The sequence below is a fragment of the Micromonospora sp. WMMC415 genome (assembly GCF_009707425.1).
Classification (GTDB): Bacteria; Actinomycetota; Actinomycetes; order Mycobacteriales; family Micromonosporaceae; genus Micromonospora.
The window spans coordinates 166,690-181,515 of record NZ_CP046104.1 but is presented as its reverse complement, the minus strand read 5'-3'; the positions used below and the strand labels follow the sequence as shown (position 1 = coordinate 181,515).

Here is a 14,826-nt window from a genome sequence, read left to right as displayed (position 1 = left end):
ATCGGCCGGGTGAGCCTTCTGGGACGCCGTACGCCCGGCTGGCCGGTCGTACTCGCGGACGGTCCGGTGCTGCTGAGACCGTACCGGCGCTCCGACGCCGCACCCTGGTCGGAGGTACGCCGAGCCAACGAGGCCTGGCTGGCGCCCTGGGAGTCGTCCCTGCCCGGCAGCTGGCACGAGCTGAACTCGCCCGCCGCCTTCCGCTGGGTTCACCGCGACCAGCGCCGCTCCGCCCGCCTCGGCGAGAGCATGCCGTTCGCGGTCTGCCTGCGCGAAAGCGGCCGGGAGAACCTCGTCGGGCATCTCAACATCGGCAGCATCGTGCGCCGGGCGTTCTGCTCCGGCTACGCCGGCTACTGGGTGGACTCCCGGGTGGCCGGCCGTGGCGTCGTCCCGACCGCGCTGGCCCTCGCCGTCGACCACGCGTTCGGCCCCGGCGGGCTGCACCGGGTCGAGGTCAACATCCGCCCGGAGAACCGGCCGTCCCGCCGGGTGGTCGAGAAGCTGGGGTTCCGCGAGGAGGCGTACCACGTGCGCTACATGCACATCGACGGTGCGTGGCGTGACCACATCGGGTACGCGATGACCAGCGAGGAGGTCGCCGCCGAGGGCGGGTTGCTGGCCCGCTGGCAGCGGCTGCGCGCCGCAACCGGGTGAACCGTCCCACCCGTGACGATCGGCGCGGCGTGTCACCATCAGGCACGACCGCCCGTAACCTCAGGTAACTGCAAGCTGCGGCAAGCGCGGCCCGCCCGTACGATCCTCGCCCCCGAGGCTGATCGGTGAAAGATCCTGCGGTCGGGTGGCGGTTGCTCCGAACTCGGTGACGGGAGGGGTGAGGGTGCCGACCTCGGTGCTCCTCGCCGTCCTCGCCGCCGCCGGCCTGCTCGCCCTCGCGCCGGCGCTGGTCCGCCGGTACGACGCCACCGAGCGGCTGGCGGCGGAGCGGGCGCAGTCGACGGCGCGGGTGCTCCAGCGCCGCCGACGGCGTCGTACTGTCCCGGGTCGCCGCCCGGTGAACCCTCCGCGTACCCTCATCGTCACGCTGAGTGAGGGGACTGGTTCGGGGGGCCGCTCCGCACCCGTCTCCGCCCCGCCCGGCCCGTCCCGTCGGTCGGACCGGCTGCGGACGGTCCCGCCGGCCGGTCGCGGCTCCGGGGCCGCCCGCCGTCGCCCACCCCGCCACCGCCACCACACCCCGGCCGTCTACCGGCGCCGCCGGGTGCTCGCCGCGCTGCTGCTGCTCAACACGGTCGAGTTGGTCGGCGTGCTGGTCGTGGGCCCCGGCTTCTGGATCGGCTTCGCGGTCACCGGCACGCTCCTCATCGTGTACGTCGTACACCTCCGCTCCCGCGCGCTCGCCGACCAGCGGCGCCGGCGCGCGCAGGCCCGCGAGGCCGCCTGGCTGGCCGCCCGGCAGGCCGAGGTCCGTCGCGAGCAGGCCCGCCGGGCGGCGGCCCGCCGGGAGGCGCAGCGCCGGCTGGCGGCCCAGCGGGAGGCCGTCCGGCGTACGGCGATGGGCCTGGACCGGCCGGCCGACCTGCCGGCGGTGGCGAACGGCGGCACGGTCTCCTACCGGCGCACGGGCGGCCTCCGCGGCCGCCCCTACCAGTCCGGCCGCGGCACCCACTCGGCCTGACCGCCGGGTGGCCGGCCGCGGTGAGCGCGCAACGTCCGGGAGATCGGGGTGTCGCGGTCGGGGTGAGCGCGCAACTTCCGAGAGATCGGGGTGTCGCGGTCGGGGTGAGCGCGCAACTTCCGGGAAGGTGCGGTGTCCGAGTCCGCTGGATGCCGCAACTTCCCGGAAGTCGTGTGGATCTTGGTGTGACCCCGGCGCGCCGGGGGTGATTCGCGGGGAGGGTCGGTGACCTGTTAGCCTTGTCGCCGGCCCGCCCGGTGAATGCCGGGTGGGACCGACGCCGGCACGCCGGCGGAGGGGCTGTGGCGCAGACCGGTAGCGCACCTCGTTCGCATCGAGGGGGTCAGGGGTTCAAATCCCCTCAGCTCCACCCAGCTCAAAGGCCGTTTCCCGTGGTGGGAGACGGCCTTTTTCGATCCTGTGCAGCGGCGGTAGAGCAGCCCCTGCTACGAGTCCCGGCACGGCGGCGTCTCAGGTGGAGCCGGGCGGGCGAGCCGCGATCAGTACCTGCCCGGTACGGCAGCGGCGCCGCACACGAATGTCGCTGACTGGAGGAGCTCCGGAGTCAGCCGGACGCCGGTGAGGTGTTCCGCGAGGGCGAACGCCGCCTCGGTGTGGAGCTCGTAGCTGGCGTCGTCGTCCTCGCTGAGGTCGAAACCGACCTGCCGCATCACGTCCACCAGGCCGTCGGGGTCGCTGCCGTCCCGGCCGGCGGGAAACAGCGGCTCGAAATGCAGCCGCAGGTCCCCGTCGTCCAGCCAGAAGAAGTGGTCGACGGCGTTGACGTTGCGGAAGTGGGACACGAGCCGGGTGCCCTTCGACAGCGGGACGATCACCTCGTCGAGGGTGCCGAGGTAGCCGTTGGGTTCGACGGCGAGCGCCCAGTCGCCGAACGCGGTCGCGCCGACGAACAGCCGGTCAGCCTGGTGCTCCTCCCATGCCTCGTACGCCGGCTCGATCAGGTTCTCGGCACCGGTCACGCGGCACTCCTCCCGCGCGCCCAGCCGGTCCAGCAGCCCAGTGGGGGTCAGACCCTTGACCAGGGTCAGGCAGTAGGCCTCCAGCAGGCCGGGGAAGCGGTCGGAAAACCACGTGTAGTCCGAGGCGGTCGTGCTCATGTCCGGATCTTCGCAGGAGCCACCGACACCCACCCCGTACCGCAGAGGCCGCCTTCCCCACGGGTAGACGGCCTCTGCCGTACGTGCGCGGCTCAGCCGGGGATCTCTCGGGGGTCGCGGCTGCGCGGGTACGTGTTCTTCTCGCCGATCGTGCCGTCCTGCTTCTTGATCACGTGCTCGGCGTCGCGCTGCTTGGCCATCTCCCGGCCGGTGGCCTCCGCTTCCGCCTTGGTGTCGTGCACGCTGCTGGCGCGCTGGTTGCCCTCGGGGCGGTTCTTCCACTGGCCGTCCTGCGGGTACGTGTCGATGTCGCCCTTAGCCATGGTCGTGGCCTCCCTGGTCTGCATGGTCGGTCACGAATATCTGCCCCAACCGGGCGCCTCCTGAAACGTCCACACATGCCGCCACGTCAGGACCGAAGGCCGCCCCCGCGCACGGAGGCGGCCTTCCCAGAGAAAGAAAGCGATCAGGTGGTGAAGTTGTCCGGGGTGTCCCGGGCGTCCTCCTGGACGTGCTCGCCGGGCCGCTGACCGTGGATCTCGTCGTGTTTCCGTACCCGTTCCGCCTCGGACCGCTCGTTCCGGTTCAAGTCGCCCATCCGGGCCCGAGCCGGGCCGGCGAGTTGCTCGATGTTGTCGGTCGCCCGCTCCACGCTCATGTCGCCTCCCCTGTCGGCGCGGCGGACAGGGTAGTTCCCCGCCCTGTGGTAGGCGTCCCCGTCAGCGGGGAGGTGAAACGGGCTGGCCTCGTCCGTCCCGGCGCACCCGGTACGCGAGGTGGTGACGCCGGTGCCTCGACGACCCGGAGGGGGCCTTCCAGCCGAACGCCGAGGCCGTGCCGGGATCCCTTCGTAGACTCGACGGCGTGCCCGAGATCGTCCAGTTGCTGGCGTCACCCGTGCACCGCTACGTGGGCCGGCCGGCGGACGGCGCGGCGCCCGCGCCGCCCGGCGAACTCGTCGACGAGGTGCACCTCCGGGCCGGCCTGGGCATCGTGGGTGATCGCTACTTCGGCAAGCCGGCGCACCGCAACGCGAGCGTCACGGTGATCGCCCGGGAGTCGCTGCCGCCGGGCGCCGACCTGGTGCAGGTACGGCGGAACATCCTCACCGCCGGCATCGCGGTGGACGACCTGGTCGGCTCGGTGCTCACCCTCGACTCGGGTGACGGGCCGGTCCGGCTCCAGGTGAACCGGCCGGCGAATCCCTGCGCGTGGATGGACGTCGCGATCGGCGCGGGCGCGTTCCGGGCGCTGCGCCGCCGGGGCGGCGTCCGCTGCACACCCCTGGACGACGGCGTCCTCCGCGTCGGCCCGGTCGCCGTCGCCGTCGCCCACACCGGGTGAAGGGGCGGTTACTCCGGAAGGAGGACGGCTGCGGTACGCACCAGCGCCGGCTCGACGGCGAAGCGGCCGGTGATGACGGTCGGCGGGTCGGCCACCGGGGCGGCGGCCACCCGGGCGGGGGCGATGCGGGCGGTGAACGTCCCGGCCTCCGGGTCGAGCTGCACGTGCGCGTCGTGGAAGTCCAGCCAGGTGCCGACCATCGGGTTCCACACCTTGTAGACCGTCTCCTTGGCGCTGAACACGACCGCCGGCCAGGAAACACCCCCCGGCAGCCGCGCCAGGTGGTCCTCCTCCTCGCCGAGGAGGATCGCCCGGCGTACCCCCGGGTTGAGGTCCTTGTGCTGCTCGGCGTCGAGGCCGACGGACCGGACCTCCGCGGCGCGGGCCACCGCGGCGGCGCAGTAGCCGCGGGTGTGGGTGATCGCGCCGACCACCCCGGCCGGCCAGACCGGCGCGCGGTCGGCGGCGGCCGGCACCGCGATCGGCGGCAGGCCCAGCGCGGCGATGGCGCGCCGGGCGCAGACCCGGCCGGCGGTGAAGTCACGCCGCCGGCTCTCCACCGCCCGTTCGCCGAGGCAGGCCAGCTCGGCCGGCAGCAGGGCGCCCGTCCAGTCCGCGAGGTCGGCCACCACGACCGCGACCGCCGGTGGAACCAGGTCACGCATCCGGGTTCCTCGAGGGGTACGACGCGACGGGTGCCCGCCCGGCAGGTGCCCGGTGCACCGTCAGCGTGTCGACGACCATGGTCGATCAACGTACCGCAGTCATGTAACGTCTGGGCGTTTCACGACGCTGTAGGGCCGACACCCCGGTGGCCATCCACTGTCGACCGTGACTGGCCTGAACCGGGTCGAGGTGCGAGCTGCGAGAGGTAGCGCGATGACCGGTGCTGCGGAACCCCCGTTGTCCACGACGGGAGAACATGCCCCGTCCGCCCCGGAGTGGACCTGCGGGACCTGTGGCGCCGACTGGCCGTGCGAGCCGAAGCGCGACCTCCTGCTGCGGGAGTACCGGCTGGATCGCGCCATGCTCACCGTCTACCTCGGGTCCTGCCTCGCCGCCGCCACCCAGGATCTGCCGTCGCCGGCCGGTGCGTCGCTGCAGGAGCGGTTCATCGGCTGGCTGCCCCGGCAACCCAGGACCAGCTGATCGCGCCCCCACGGCGGTGACGCCGGAGCGGGCGACGCCGGCGTGCTCAGCGCCCGACGGTCACCCGTTCACCGCCGGTCGGTCGCGCCGCCGTCGAGCAGGGCGACGAGGCGGCGTGGGGCGATCACCCGGTACGCGTCCTCGCACAGCTCGGCGATCTCCGGCCAGTCCACCGGCCCGTCCAGGCGTACGCCGAGCCAACCGCGACCGCCCACATAGGGCGGCCGGAAGAAGCGGCCGGGCTCGGCGGCGGTCAGGGCCTCCTGGGCGCCCGGCGGGGCGGCGCACCACAGGTGCGGGAAGTCGTTGGCGTGGTGGCCGTCGGCGTGCAGCGTGACGAAGACGCTCTTTCCCCGGACGAACCAGGTCGGCGAGCCGTGGCTGGGCCGCTCGGTGACCTCGGGCAGGGCGAGGCAGATTGCGCGTACGCGCTCCAGCGGGCTCATCCGCCTCGCCCCTCTCGGTCAGTACGCGTGGGTCACGGTGACCGTAACGTTCGAGCAGGAGTTGGCAACGCTGGTCAGCGTGTTCTTCTCGCCGCTGTCCACGGTCAGCCGCCAGCGGGTCTTCACCGCCGCCCACTCGCGGACGTAGCGGCACCGCTCGTACGTCGGCAGCCAGGTCGCCGGGTCCTGGTCACCCTTGGCCTGGTTGACGTTGTCGGTCACCGCCACCAGCGAGCGGGCGTCGCCGAGGTCGTTGGCGAACGACTGCCGGCGGGAGGTGGTCCAGTTGCGGGCCCCCGAGTCCCACGCCTCGGCGAGCGGCACCAGGTGGTCGATGTCGAGGTCCGACGGGTTGGTCCAGTAGGCGGCGTCGTAGTAGGAGTACCAGCGACCGCCGGAGAGGTAGCAGCCGGAGCCGACCGAGGGCTTGGTGGTGGCCTCGGCGATCAGCACCTCGTACCGGGTGTTGCAGCCGTCCCCGTCGGCGTCGATCCAGTGCGGGAACAGGTCACGGGAGTATCCGGTGCGCACCTCGGAGGCGACGGGCAGGTCGGCGACGAGGGTGCGCAGCGGCACCGAGATCGTCGCCGCGCGCGCCGGAGCGGCGAGGCCGAGGGTCGAGAGAGTGGCGGCGGCCAGGAGGCCACCGAACCAGCGGAGGGTGCGGGTCATCGCGTACTCCATCCGATCGGTCGGGGGGTCGGCCGACAGTGCAGTCGTGCCGGGTGCCGGTGGACCCCACGGGGGATGACGAGGATGTTAAATCCGTCGATACGCTGCGGGAATCCGCTGCACCTCGGCCGATCGGTCCGATTCACGCCGGTCTACCGTTAACCGTCTCGTAACGTCCCCATTGGCTGACGGACCGTCAGCTGTCGGATGTAAACCAACTGTCCGGCGTGGCTCCGGTCGGAAATCTGACCCGAGTCGACCCGTTGTGCCGCTGCTCCGGGCTGGTTAAGCTCTCACTGCGCGCTCCAATCGCCCGCTTCCCCCGTGGCAGGCGATCGGGGCGCGCATCTATGTCGAAAGGGCCCGCACGCGCTGCGTGCGGGCCCTTTCCGTCATCCGGCCGTCGGTGTCGTGGCGGCAGCCGGCCGCCGCCACGACACCGACGCAGATCAAATCCAGCGGCCGTCCAGCCACATCCGGTCGGACCAGTCGGCGTACGGGATCGTCTCGCCGACGAAGAGCGGATGGAAGTACGCGAAGCAGAGCGCGACCAGCAGCACGTACGCCCCGACGATGACCCCGCCGACGAGCCGGCGGTCGCGGCTGGCCTCCCGTGCCGCGGCGTCCCCGGGCGGGTCCGGCGGGCCGACGATCGCGCCCAGCACGTACGTCACCGCCAGCACCAGGAACGGCAGCGTCGGCGCGGTGTAGAAGGAGAACATCGTGCGCCCGCCGTCGACGGCGAACCAGAACCACGGCAGCAGACCGGCGGCCACGCAGAGCAGGATCGCCCCGGCCCGCCAGTCCCGCCGGGCCAGACCCAGCCAGGCCAGCGCGACCAGGGCCGGCAGGAACGACCACCAGAGCAGGGGAGTGCCGAGCAGCAGGACCTCGGAGGCGCAGCTCGCCGCCCCGCAGGACCCGTCACCGGACCAGTAGAAGGCGACCGGCCGGCCCAGCAGCAGCCACTGCCACGGCCACGACTGGTACTTGTGGGGGTCGTCCAGCTGGGCGTGGAAGCCGTACGCGGCCTTGTGGTACTCGATCAGGTTGGCGAGCGCCCCGATCACCGGGGTGTCGCTCAGCGGGGCGTTCGGCCACCGCTGCGCGTCGACCACCCGGTAGTAGCCCTCGTCGCCCAGCAGCCAGCCGGACCAGGTGGCCACGTAGGTGACCACCATCAGCAGCCCGGCCAGCACCAGCCAGGGTGCCTCGTCCAGCACGGTGTCCCGCCAGGGCCGCCGTGCGCCGGCGGAGCGGCGGACACCGACCTCCCAGAGGATCACCAGGAGCGCGAACGCCGGCAGGAAGTACAGGGCGCTCCACTTCACGGCGCAGGCGCAGCCGAACAGCACCCCGGCCGCCAGCCGCCACCACGGCCAGTTCCGCCAGCCACCCGGGGGCCGGCCGGCGCGACCGGGCCGGCTCGGGTCGAGCCCGGCCTCCAGCGCCCGGGCCCAGCGCCGCCGGCGGGCGTCCCGGTCGAGCACCAGCGCGCCGAAGGTGGCCAGCACGAAGAAGAGCAGGAAGATGTCGAGCAGCGCGGTGCGCGACAGCACCAGGTGGAACCCGTCGAGGGCGAGCAGCAGGCCGGCGGCGCAGGCCAGCACGGTCGACCGGAACAGTCGCCGCGCGATCCGTACCAGCAGCAGCACGGACAGCGTCCCGACCAGCGCCGCCGAGAACCGCCAGGCGAACTCCGGGGCGGTGGTGACCAGGTGGCCGGCGGCCGAGACGCCGTGCTCGGCGTCGGAGTACCCGAAGGCCCACTCGCCGAGCCCGATCAGCCACTTGCCCAGCGGCGGGTGGACCACGTACGACGGGCCGCCGTCCTTGTAGTTCCACTCGACGCCCTTGTCGACCAGCCCCCACGCGTCGCGGGCGTAGTAGACCTCGTCGAAGACCTTGCCCGGCGGGTGGCTGAGATTGAGGAAACGCAGGATCGCCGCGATCGCGACGATCACCGCGGTCGCCAGCCAGGACCGCCCGTCGAGGTGGGCGTCGACGGTGGCGAGCCGGCGCCGGACCACGCCGGAGAGGCCGCCGCTGCGGTCGCCGGGAGGCCGGTCCCGGTCCTCGGGAACCGCGTGCTCCGGCTCGGCTTGGCCGGCGGGGTGCGCTGTCGACGCCTGAGTCACCCCGCGATCGTAGGCTGCCAAGGTGGCCGGTGGCGGCCGTCGTCTCCACAATCCCTACCGCCGTCGATGAAGGAGCACCATTCGTGGGAGAAATGTCCGATCCCGGACGCCTGATCCTCCTCGGCGCGCCGCTCGGGAACCCGGCCGACGCGTCCGCGCGCTTCCGCGAGGTGCTCGCCGCCGCCGACGTGGTGGCCGCCGAGGACACCCGGCGGCTCACCCGACTCGCCCGAGACCTGGACGTGACCGTGCCCGGGCGGATCGTCTCGTACTTCGAGGGCAACGAGGAGCGGCGTACGCCGGAACTGGTCGACGTGCTCGCCGCCGGGTACGTGGTCGCCCTCGTGACCGACGGGGGCATGCCGAGCGTGTCGGACCCGGGGTACCGGCTGGTCCGGGCGGCGCTGGACGCCGGGGTTCCGGTCACCGCCGCACCCGGTCCCAGCGCGGTCACCACGGCGCTGGCCCTCTCCGGGCTGCCCAGCGACCGGTTCTGCTTCGAGGGCTTCCTGCCGCGTACCCCCGCCGCCCGGCGGTCCCGGCTCCGCGCGCTCGCCACCGAGGAGCGGACCCTGGTCTTCTTCGAGGCGCCGCACCGGATCACCGGCGCTCTCGCCGATTTCGCCGCCGCGTTCGGGGCCGACCGGCCGGCCGCGCTGTGCCGCGAACTGACCAAGACGTACGAGGAGGTGCTCCGACGCCCGCTGGGCCAGTTGGCCGAGTGGGCCGCCGAGGGGGAGCCCCGCGGCGAGATCACGCTGGTGGTGGCCGGTGCGCCGCCGGCCGCCGCCGAGCGGCCGGACGACGACACGCTGCGCGCCGCGGTCGCCGAGCGGGAGGCGGCCGGCAGGTCCCGCCGCGACGCGGTCACCGAGGTCGCCGCCGAGTACGGCCTGCGCCGCCGCGAGGTCTACGACGTGGTCCACCGCTGAGGTGCAAGGAAGGGACCCTTCAGTGCACCAGGCGTTAACAGGGGGCCCTTCCTCGCACCTCACCAGGCGGCGGCGAGGAAGCCGACCGTGATGAGGAACGGCCCGGCGGCCGAGGCGGCGATCGCCCAGCGGCGGGCGCGGCGGTCGGCCAGCCGGGTGGCCCCGGCCCAGCGGGCGATCCCGGCGCCGCAGCCCACCACCGTCAGCAGGCCGAGCAGCCAGCGCAGGTGCCCGGCGGCCCCGCCGTCGACGTACGCGGTGCTGGCGTCCGGGCCGGTCATCCGGGCCGCCACCCAACTGCCGGGCGTAGCCCGCTCCGCCGGCACGCCGCTCACCGTCACCCCGTGCGCGACCCACCGGGCCTCGGTGGCGAGGAAGTTGCCCCGACAGCGCTGGGTGAGCCCGCCGCCGGTGCAGTCGTCGATCACCACGCGGCCGGCCGTGGAGTGCCCGACGGCGATCCACAGCGGGGCCGCGCTCACCCAGGCGAAGAACGCCGCCACCAGGCTGAGGGCGACCAGTGTGGCCAGCCCGGGCAGCGGGTCGGGCGGGTACGCGGACCGGCGGACCCGTCGCCGCCACCACTCGAACCGGGCCGACCGGGTGCGCTCGGGCTCCGGTTCCGTCTTGACCGGCGTGCCGTCCCAGTGCACCTCCTCGATCGGCGCCCACGCCTCGTCGCCGTCCGGCGTACCCCCGGCCCGGGAACGACCACGGCGCAGTCGGCGGGGCTGACGGACCGGGACCCGGCGGGGCAGGGCGTCGACCGGCGCCCCGGTGGTCGGCTCGACCTCGACGGCCGGCTCTGCCTCCGGCGGTGCGGAAGGGACCGGCCGCGGGTGCGGCGCCACGGCGTTCCCGCGTGGCGGTCCGGCGGGGTCGTGGCGGCCGCCGGCCGGCGGGCCGGACGGACGCTCGTCGGCTCGTCTGCCACTCACGGTGTCCATTGCACACCGCTGCGTGCATCCGGTCCGGCACGTCGGACCGCGTGTCGGCGACAAATCGGACGGGCTGCCCCGTCGGGGTCGCCGGACCGGCCCGCCGACCGGCCGGTCGCCGGCGGCCCGCGCACCGGGTGACCGACTCGCGCCCTATTGGTTCGCAGCCGTCCGGCGCGGGTCACTAGGCTTGCTGGTCATGAGTCACGTTCTCGCCGCGGTTGCCTGGCCCTACGCCAACGGCCCGCGCCACATCGGCCATGTCTCCGGTTTCGGCGTTCCCTCCGACGTCTTCGCCCGGTACATGCGCATGGCCGGCCACGACGTGCTCATGGTCTCCGGCACCGACGAGCACGGCACGCCGATCCAGGTGCAGGCCGACGCCGAGCAGGTCACCCCCCGCGAGCTCGCCGACCGCTACAACCGGGTGATCGTCGAGGACCTGCACGGCCTCGGCCTGTCGTACGACCTGTTCACCCGCACCACCACCCGCAACCACTACGCGGTGGTGCAGCAGCTGTTCGAGGGGATGCACCGCAACGGCTACATCGTGCCGAAGACCACCATGGGCGCGATCTCGCCGTCCACCGGCCGGACGCTGCCCGACCGCTACATCGAGGGCACCTGCCCGATCTGCGGCTACGAGAGCGCCCGCGGCGACCAGTGCGACAACTGCGGCAACCAGCTCGACCCGATCGACCTGATCAACCCCCGGTCGAAGATCAACGGGGAGACGCCGAAGTTCGTCGAGACCGAGCACTTCTTCCTGGACCTGCCGGCCCTGGCCGAGGCGCTGCGGCAGTGGCTGGACACCCGCGAGGGCTGGCGGCCCAACGTGCTGCGCTTCTCGAAGAACCTGCTCGACGACCTCCAGCCCCGGGCCATCACCCGCGACCTCGAATGGGGCGTCCCGATCCCGCTCGACGGCTGGCGGGACCGGCCGGACAAGCGCATCTACGTCTGGTTCGACGCGGTGATCGGCTACCTGTCCGCCTCGATCGAGTGGGCCCGCCGGTCCGGCGACCCGGAAGCGTGGCGCAGGTGGTGGTCCGCCGACGGGGAGGGCAAGGACGCCCGGGGCTACTACTTCATGGGCAAGGACAACATCGTCTTCCACTCGGTGATCTGGCCCGCGCTGCTGTCCGGCTACTCCGGTGAGGGCGCGCGCGACGGGCAGCCCGGCGAGCTGGGCCGGCTGAACCTGCCGACCGAGGTGGTCTCCAGTGAGTTCCTGACCATGGAGGGGCGAAAGTTCTCCTCGTCGCGCAAGGTGGTCATCTACGTCCGGGACTTCCTCGACCGGTACGACGCCGACGCGCTGCGCTACTTCATCGCCGTCGCCGGCCCGGAGAGCAACGACACCGACTTCACCTGGGCCGAGTTCCTCCGCCGCAACAACGACGAGCTCGTCGCCGGGTGGGGCAACCTGGTCAACCGGTCCGTCTCGATGGCCGCGAAGAACTTCGGCGCGATTCCGCCGGTCGACCCGGCCGGGCTCACCGAGGCCGACGAGGCGCTGCTCGCGGTGGCCCGCGGCGGCTTCGCGACGGTCGGCGAGCTGATCGGCAAGCACCGGCAGAAGCAGGCCATCGGCGAGGCGATGAAGGTGGTCGCCGAGGCCAACCGCTACCTGTCCGAGCAGGCGCCGTGGAAGCTCAAGGACGAGGCCGACAAGCCCCGCATGGGCACCATCCTGCACGTCGCCCTCCAGGTGGTCAGCGACGCGAACACGCTGCTCACCCCGTTCCTGCCGCACTCGGCGCAGAAGATCCACGAGCTACTGGGCGGCGCCGGCGTGCACGCTCCGATGCCGGTGATCGAGGAGGTCGAGGACCTCGACGGCGGGCCGGCGTACCCGGTGCTGACCGGTGACTACACGGTCGGCGCGCGCTGGGAGTCGGTGCCGCTGGAGGTGGGCCGCCCGCTCGCCGCGCCCAAGCCGGTGTTCCGCAAGCTCGACCCGTCGATCGTCGACGAGGAGTTGGCCCGGCTGGGCGGCTGACCCGCCACGGCCCCGGGGCCTCGTGAGCCCCGGGGCCTTCGACGCGGGCCGCGGTCTGCGCACGCCCGCCGCGTCGCGCGCCCGCTCAGGCGCGGGCCATCGTCGGCGCGCCGATGAACTCCATGATCGCCCGGTTCACCTCGGGCGCGTTGGTCCACGGGGTGCCGTGCGGGGCGCCCTTCAGCGTGACCAACTGGCTGCCCGGCAGCATCGGCTGGAGTCGCGCACCGGTCTTCGGGTACGGCAGCACGGCATCCTTGTCACCCTGGACGATCAGCACCGGCACGTCGATGTTCGGCAGGTCACCGCGGAAGTCGGTCTGCCAGGCGTCCACGCAGTCGTGGGTGCCCTTCGCCGAGGCCCGCGCGCCGATCTCCCAGTGCCCCCGGAACGCCTCCTCGCTGACCAGCTTCCCCTTGTTCTCCTGGTAGTTGAAGAACGCGTTGCAGAACTGGGTCAGGTACGCGAACCGGTCCTCGATGATCGCCTTCTGGAAGCCCTCGAACAGGCTCTTCTCGACGCCCTCCGGATTGTCGGCGGTCTGCAACAGGAACGGCGCCAACGGTGCGAGCAACACCGCCCGCTCGACCCGGTCCGAGCCGTACGCGCCCAGGTAGCGGGTCACCTCGCCGGTGCCCATCGAGTGACCCACCAGGATCGCGTTCCGCAGGTCCAACTCCGTCATCAGCACGTCCAGGTCGGCGGCGAACGTGTCGTAGTCGTACCCGAACGCCGGCTGCGCCGAGTTGCCGAAACCGCGCCGGTCGTACGTGATCGTCCGGTATCCGGCGGCCAGCAGCGGGCCGGTCTGTTTCTCCCACGTCGCGCCGTTGAACGGGAACCCGTGGATCAGCACGACCGGCTGACCGGAGCCGTGGTCCTCGTAGTACAGGTCGATGGGGGCGGAGTTCTCCGTCCCCACGGTGATGAACGGCATGCTCTCTCCCCGAGGTCGTGCACCCTCATCGGTCCCCGCGCGCATTCCCGACCCGGGATCCGGTATGCGCCGACGCCCGATCGGGACCTCAGAGCGGGTACGGGTGGTCCACCACCTGGTCGTCGGTCACCTCGGCGCCCGGCGCCCACGCCTCGTAGACGCCCCGCTCGTGGCACTGCGCGCCGGTCGCCACGACCGCCTCCGGGCCCGGTCGGCACAGCCGCATCCGCAACCAGCCGGCCTCCTCCCGCAGCACCAGGCACGGCACCCCCCGCCACCGCGCGAACCGCACCCGGCGGGCCGCCGAGTCGACCGGATACCGGGCCGCCCGGGTCATCGCCAGCACCCGGAAGCCGCCGGGCATGTCGGCGACCGCCTCGTAGTCGCCCCCGCCGTAGCTGCCGACCAACTGGGTGGAGCGGGGCGCCTCCCCGGTCGGGACGTACTCCTGGTCCGGCGACACACCCGGCACCGCGGCCAGCAGGTGCCGCCACTGCGGGCCCACCATCCGCAGCCACCCCCGCTGCTCCGCCTGGTACGTGTACAGCACCACCTCGCTGCCGTCCGCCGGGTACGCGAGCAGGGTCGCGTTCGCCGGCATCGGCAGGTCCGCGAAGTCCCGGGTGATGAACTCCGGCACCAACTGGTTGCTGCTGGGCACGAACCCGGTGCCGAGCACCGCCGCGCCCAACCGGTCCCGGGGCGCCAGCGCGGTCAGCCCCCGGTGCTCGACGCCCACCGGCACGTCGTAGTCGGAGGGGTCGGCCGCCCGCCAGCGCAGCGCGTACGTGATGTCGACGCCGTCCTGCGCCCCCGCACCGTCGCCGCGCAGCACCGCCGTGGCCGCCGGGGTGCGCAGGTGCGCGACGTCGTACTCCCGGTAGCAGAAGCCGTGCGGCAGCCAGCCCCGCACGTACCCGGCGAGCTGCCGGGCTGACAGGATCTTCACCATCCGGGTGCCGCGCCGGATCACCGCGGACCCCCGCACCGCCGCGAGCAGCGGGTCGTCGGCCGCCTGCGGCTGCTGCGAGAGGTGGTGCACGGACGCCCACCCCCGCTCGCGGTGCAGCGGCACCAGCAGCGGCGCCTCCGGCTCCTCGGCCGGCTCGGGGGCGCCGTGGACCGCCGCCACCTCGGTGGCGTGCACGAACCGGCGCCACGGCAGCGCCGACCCCGGCCGGGGCGCCCACTCGAAGCCGGTCACCTCGTCCGCGCTGAACAGCTCGTACGCCGCGCCGCGGGCGATCTCCTCGGCGGGGTACACCGCACCGCCGTAGGCGACGCGCAGCCCGGTCCGTTCCCCGGCGGCTCCGCTGGCCTGGGGGGTGATGCTCACGCCGTCACCTCGCTCCGCTCGGCGGCGACGCGCGGCGCCGGGCTGCCGGCCCGTCGGCGTCGCCCGACATGATCGCTCACGGTGTCATCTCCCGTACGCGACGCTCACTCACCCGGCGACGCTAAGCGCGTACGGCGTAGTCGAGGTGAACATCGGGTGGCGGCCGGGTGGACCA

The 14,826-nt window shown here is 73.2% G+C and carries 16 protein-coding genes and 1 tRNA gene; 7 read left to right on the top strand and 10 right to left on the bottom strand.

The window, feature by feature from the left end:
* The first annotated feature begins 9 nt into the window (after positions 1-9).
* From GKC29_RS00865 to GKC29_RS00855, 3 genes are all read left to right on the top strand, one after another.
* Positions 10-657, top strand: a complete 648-nt coding sequence (locus tag GKC29_RS00865; RefSeq protein WP_155328998.1) for a GNAT family N-acetyltransferase — start codon at positions 10-12, stop codon at positions 655-657.
* 178 nt (positions 658-835) lie between these two features.
* Positions 836-1,639, top strand: coding sequence for a hypothetical protein (locus GKC29_RS00860; protein WP_196255777.1), 804 nt, complete (start codon positions 836-838; stop codon positions 1,637-1,639).
* A 296-nt stretch (positions 1,640-1,935) separates the two neighbouring features.
* A tRNA-Ala gene (locus GKC29_RS00855) sits at positions 1,936-2,009 on the top strand.
* A gap of 130 nt (positions 2,010-2,139) precedes the next feature.
* Here the strand turns inward: GKC29_RS00855 and GKC29_RS00850 are convergent.
* The 3 genes from GKC29_RS00850 to GKC29_RS00840 form a co-directional block, all read right to left on the bottom strand.
* Positions 2,140-2,757 carry a DUF6461 domain-containing protein gene (locus GKC29_RS00850; protein ID WP_155328996.1) on the bottom strand — a complete coding sequence of 206 codons (618 nt, stop codon included), beginning with the start codon at positions 2,755-2,757 and terminating at the stop codon, positions 2,140-2,142.
* A 92-nt stretch (positions 2,758-2,849) separates the two neighbouring features.
* Positions 2,850-3,080 (bottom strand): DUF2188 domain-containing protein, encoded by a 231-nt coding sequence (locus GKC29_RS00845; protein ID WP_155328995.1) that lies wholly within the window; start codon positions 3,078-3,080, stop codon positions 2,850-2,852.
* A 143-nt stretch (positions 3,081-3,223) separates the two neighbouring features.
* Positions 3,224-3,415 carry a general stress protein CsbD gene (locus GKC29_RS00840; RefSeq protein ID WP_155328994.1) on the bottom strand — a complete coding sequence of 64 codons (192 nt, stop codon included), beginning with the start codon at positions 3,413-3,415 and terminating at the stop codon, positions 3,224-3,226.
* A 206-nt stretch (positions 3,416-3,621) separates the two neighbouring features.
* Here GKC29_RS00840 and GKC29_RS00835 point away from each other — a divergent pair, with 206 nt between their 5' ends.
* A complete protein-coding gene (locus GKC29_RS00835; protein ID WP_155328993.1) occupies positions 3,622-4,101 on the top strand; it encodes a molybdenum cofactor biosysynthesis protein in 480 nt (159 codons plus the stop codon).
* 8 nt (positions 4,102-4,109) lie between these two features.
* Here GKC29_RS00835 and GKC29_RS00830 read toward each other — a convergent pair whose 3' ends face one another.
* Positions 4,110-4,766, bottom strand: a complete 657-nt coding sequence (locus tag GKC29_RS00830) for a 4'-phosphopantetheinyl transferase (RefSeq protein WP_155328992.1) — start codon at positions 4,764-4,766, stop codon at positions 4,110-4,112.
* Positions 4,767-5,004: 238 nt separating this feature from the next.
* On the opposite strand from GKC29_RS00830, the gene GKC29_RS00825 reads away from it, so the two are divergent.
* The gene (locus tag GKC29_RS00825; protein WP_230688866.1) at positions 5,005-5,250 is read left to right on the top strand and encodes a hypothetical protein; all 246 of its coding nucleotides are present in this window, start codon (positions 5,005-5,007) and stop codon (positions 5,248-5,250) included.
* 68 nt (positions 5,251-5,318) lie between these two features.
* Here GKC29_RS00825 and GKC29_RS00820 read toward each other — a convergent pair whose 3' ends face one another.
* The 3 genes from GKC29_RS00820 to GKC29_RS00810 form a co-directional block, all read right to left on the bottom strand.
* On the bottom strand, positions 5,319-5,696 hold the full coding sequence (locus tag GKC29_RS00820) for an MmcQ/YjbR family DNA-binding protein (RefSeq protein WP_155328990.1): 378 nt from the start codon (positions 5,694-5,696) through the stop codon (positions 5,319-5,321).
* A gap of 18 nt (positions 5,697-5,714) precedes the next feature.
* Entirely contained in the window at positions 5,715-6,368 is a 654-nt protein-coding gene (locus GKC29_RS00815) for an HNH endonuclease family protein (protein ID WP_155328989.1), read from the bottom strand.
* Positions 6,369-6,817: 449 nt separating this feature from the next.
* Positions 6,818-8,506 (bottom strand): dolichyl-phosphate-mannose--protein mannosyltransferase, encoded by a 1,689-nt coding sequence (locus tag GKC29_RS00810; protein WP_155328988.1) that lies wholly within the window; start codon positions 8,504-8,506, stop codon positions 6,818-6,820.
* Positions 8,507-8,598: 92 nt separating this feature from the next.
* On the opposite strand from GKC29_RS00810, the gene rsmI reads away from it, so the two are divergent.
* Positions 8,599-9,438, top strand: coding sequence for a 16S rRNA (cytidine(1402)-2'-O)-methyltransferase (gene rsmI, locus GKC29_RS00805; protein WP_370463379.1), 840 nt, complete (start codon positions 8,599-8,601; stop codon positions 9,436-9,438).
* A 59-nt stretch (positions 9,439-9,497) separates the two neighbouring features.
* Here rsmI and GKC29_RS00800 read toward each other — a convergent pair whose 3' ends face one another.
* Positions 9,498-10,385, bottom strand: a complete 888-nt coding sequence (locus GKC29_RS00800) for a hypothetical protein (RefSeq protein ID WP_230688865.1) — start codon at positions 10,383-10,385, stop codon at positions 9,498-9,500.
* Between the two features lie 190 nt (positions 10,386-10,575).
* Here GKC29_RS00800 and metG point away from each other — a divergent pair, with 190 nt between their 5' ends.
* On the top strand, positions 10,576-12,378 hold the full coding sequence (gene metG / locus GKC29_RS00795) for a methionine--tRNA ligase (protein WP_155328986.1): 1,803 nt from the start codon (positions 10,576-10,578) through the stop codon (positions 12,376-12,378).
* 85 nt (positions 12,379-12,463) lie between these two features.
* Here metG and GKC29_RS00790 read toward each other — a convergent pair whose 3' ends face one another.
* Together GKC29_RS00790 and GKC29_RS00785 are read right to left on the bottom strand one after the other, a co-directional pair.
* A complete protein-coding gene (locus tag GKC29_RS00790) occupies positions 12,464-13,315 on the bottom strand; it encodes an alpha/beta fold hydrolase (protein WP_155328985.1) in 852 nt (283 codons plus the stop codon).
* 88 nt (positions 13,316-13,403) lie between these two features.
* A complete protein-coding gene (locus tag GKC29_RS00785; protein ID WP_155328984.1) occupies positions 13,404-14,651 on the bottom strand; it encodes a hypothetical protein in 1,248 nt (415 codons plus the stop codon).
* Positions 14,652-14,826: the final 175 nt, after the last annotated feature.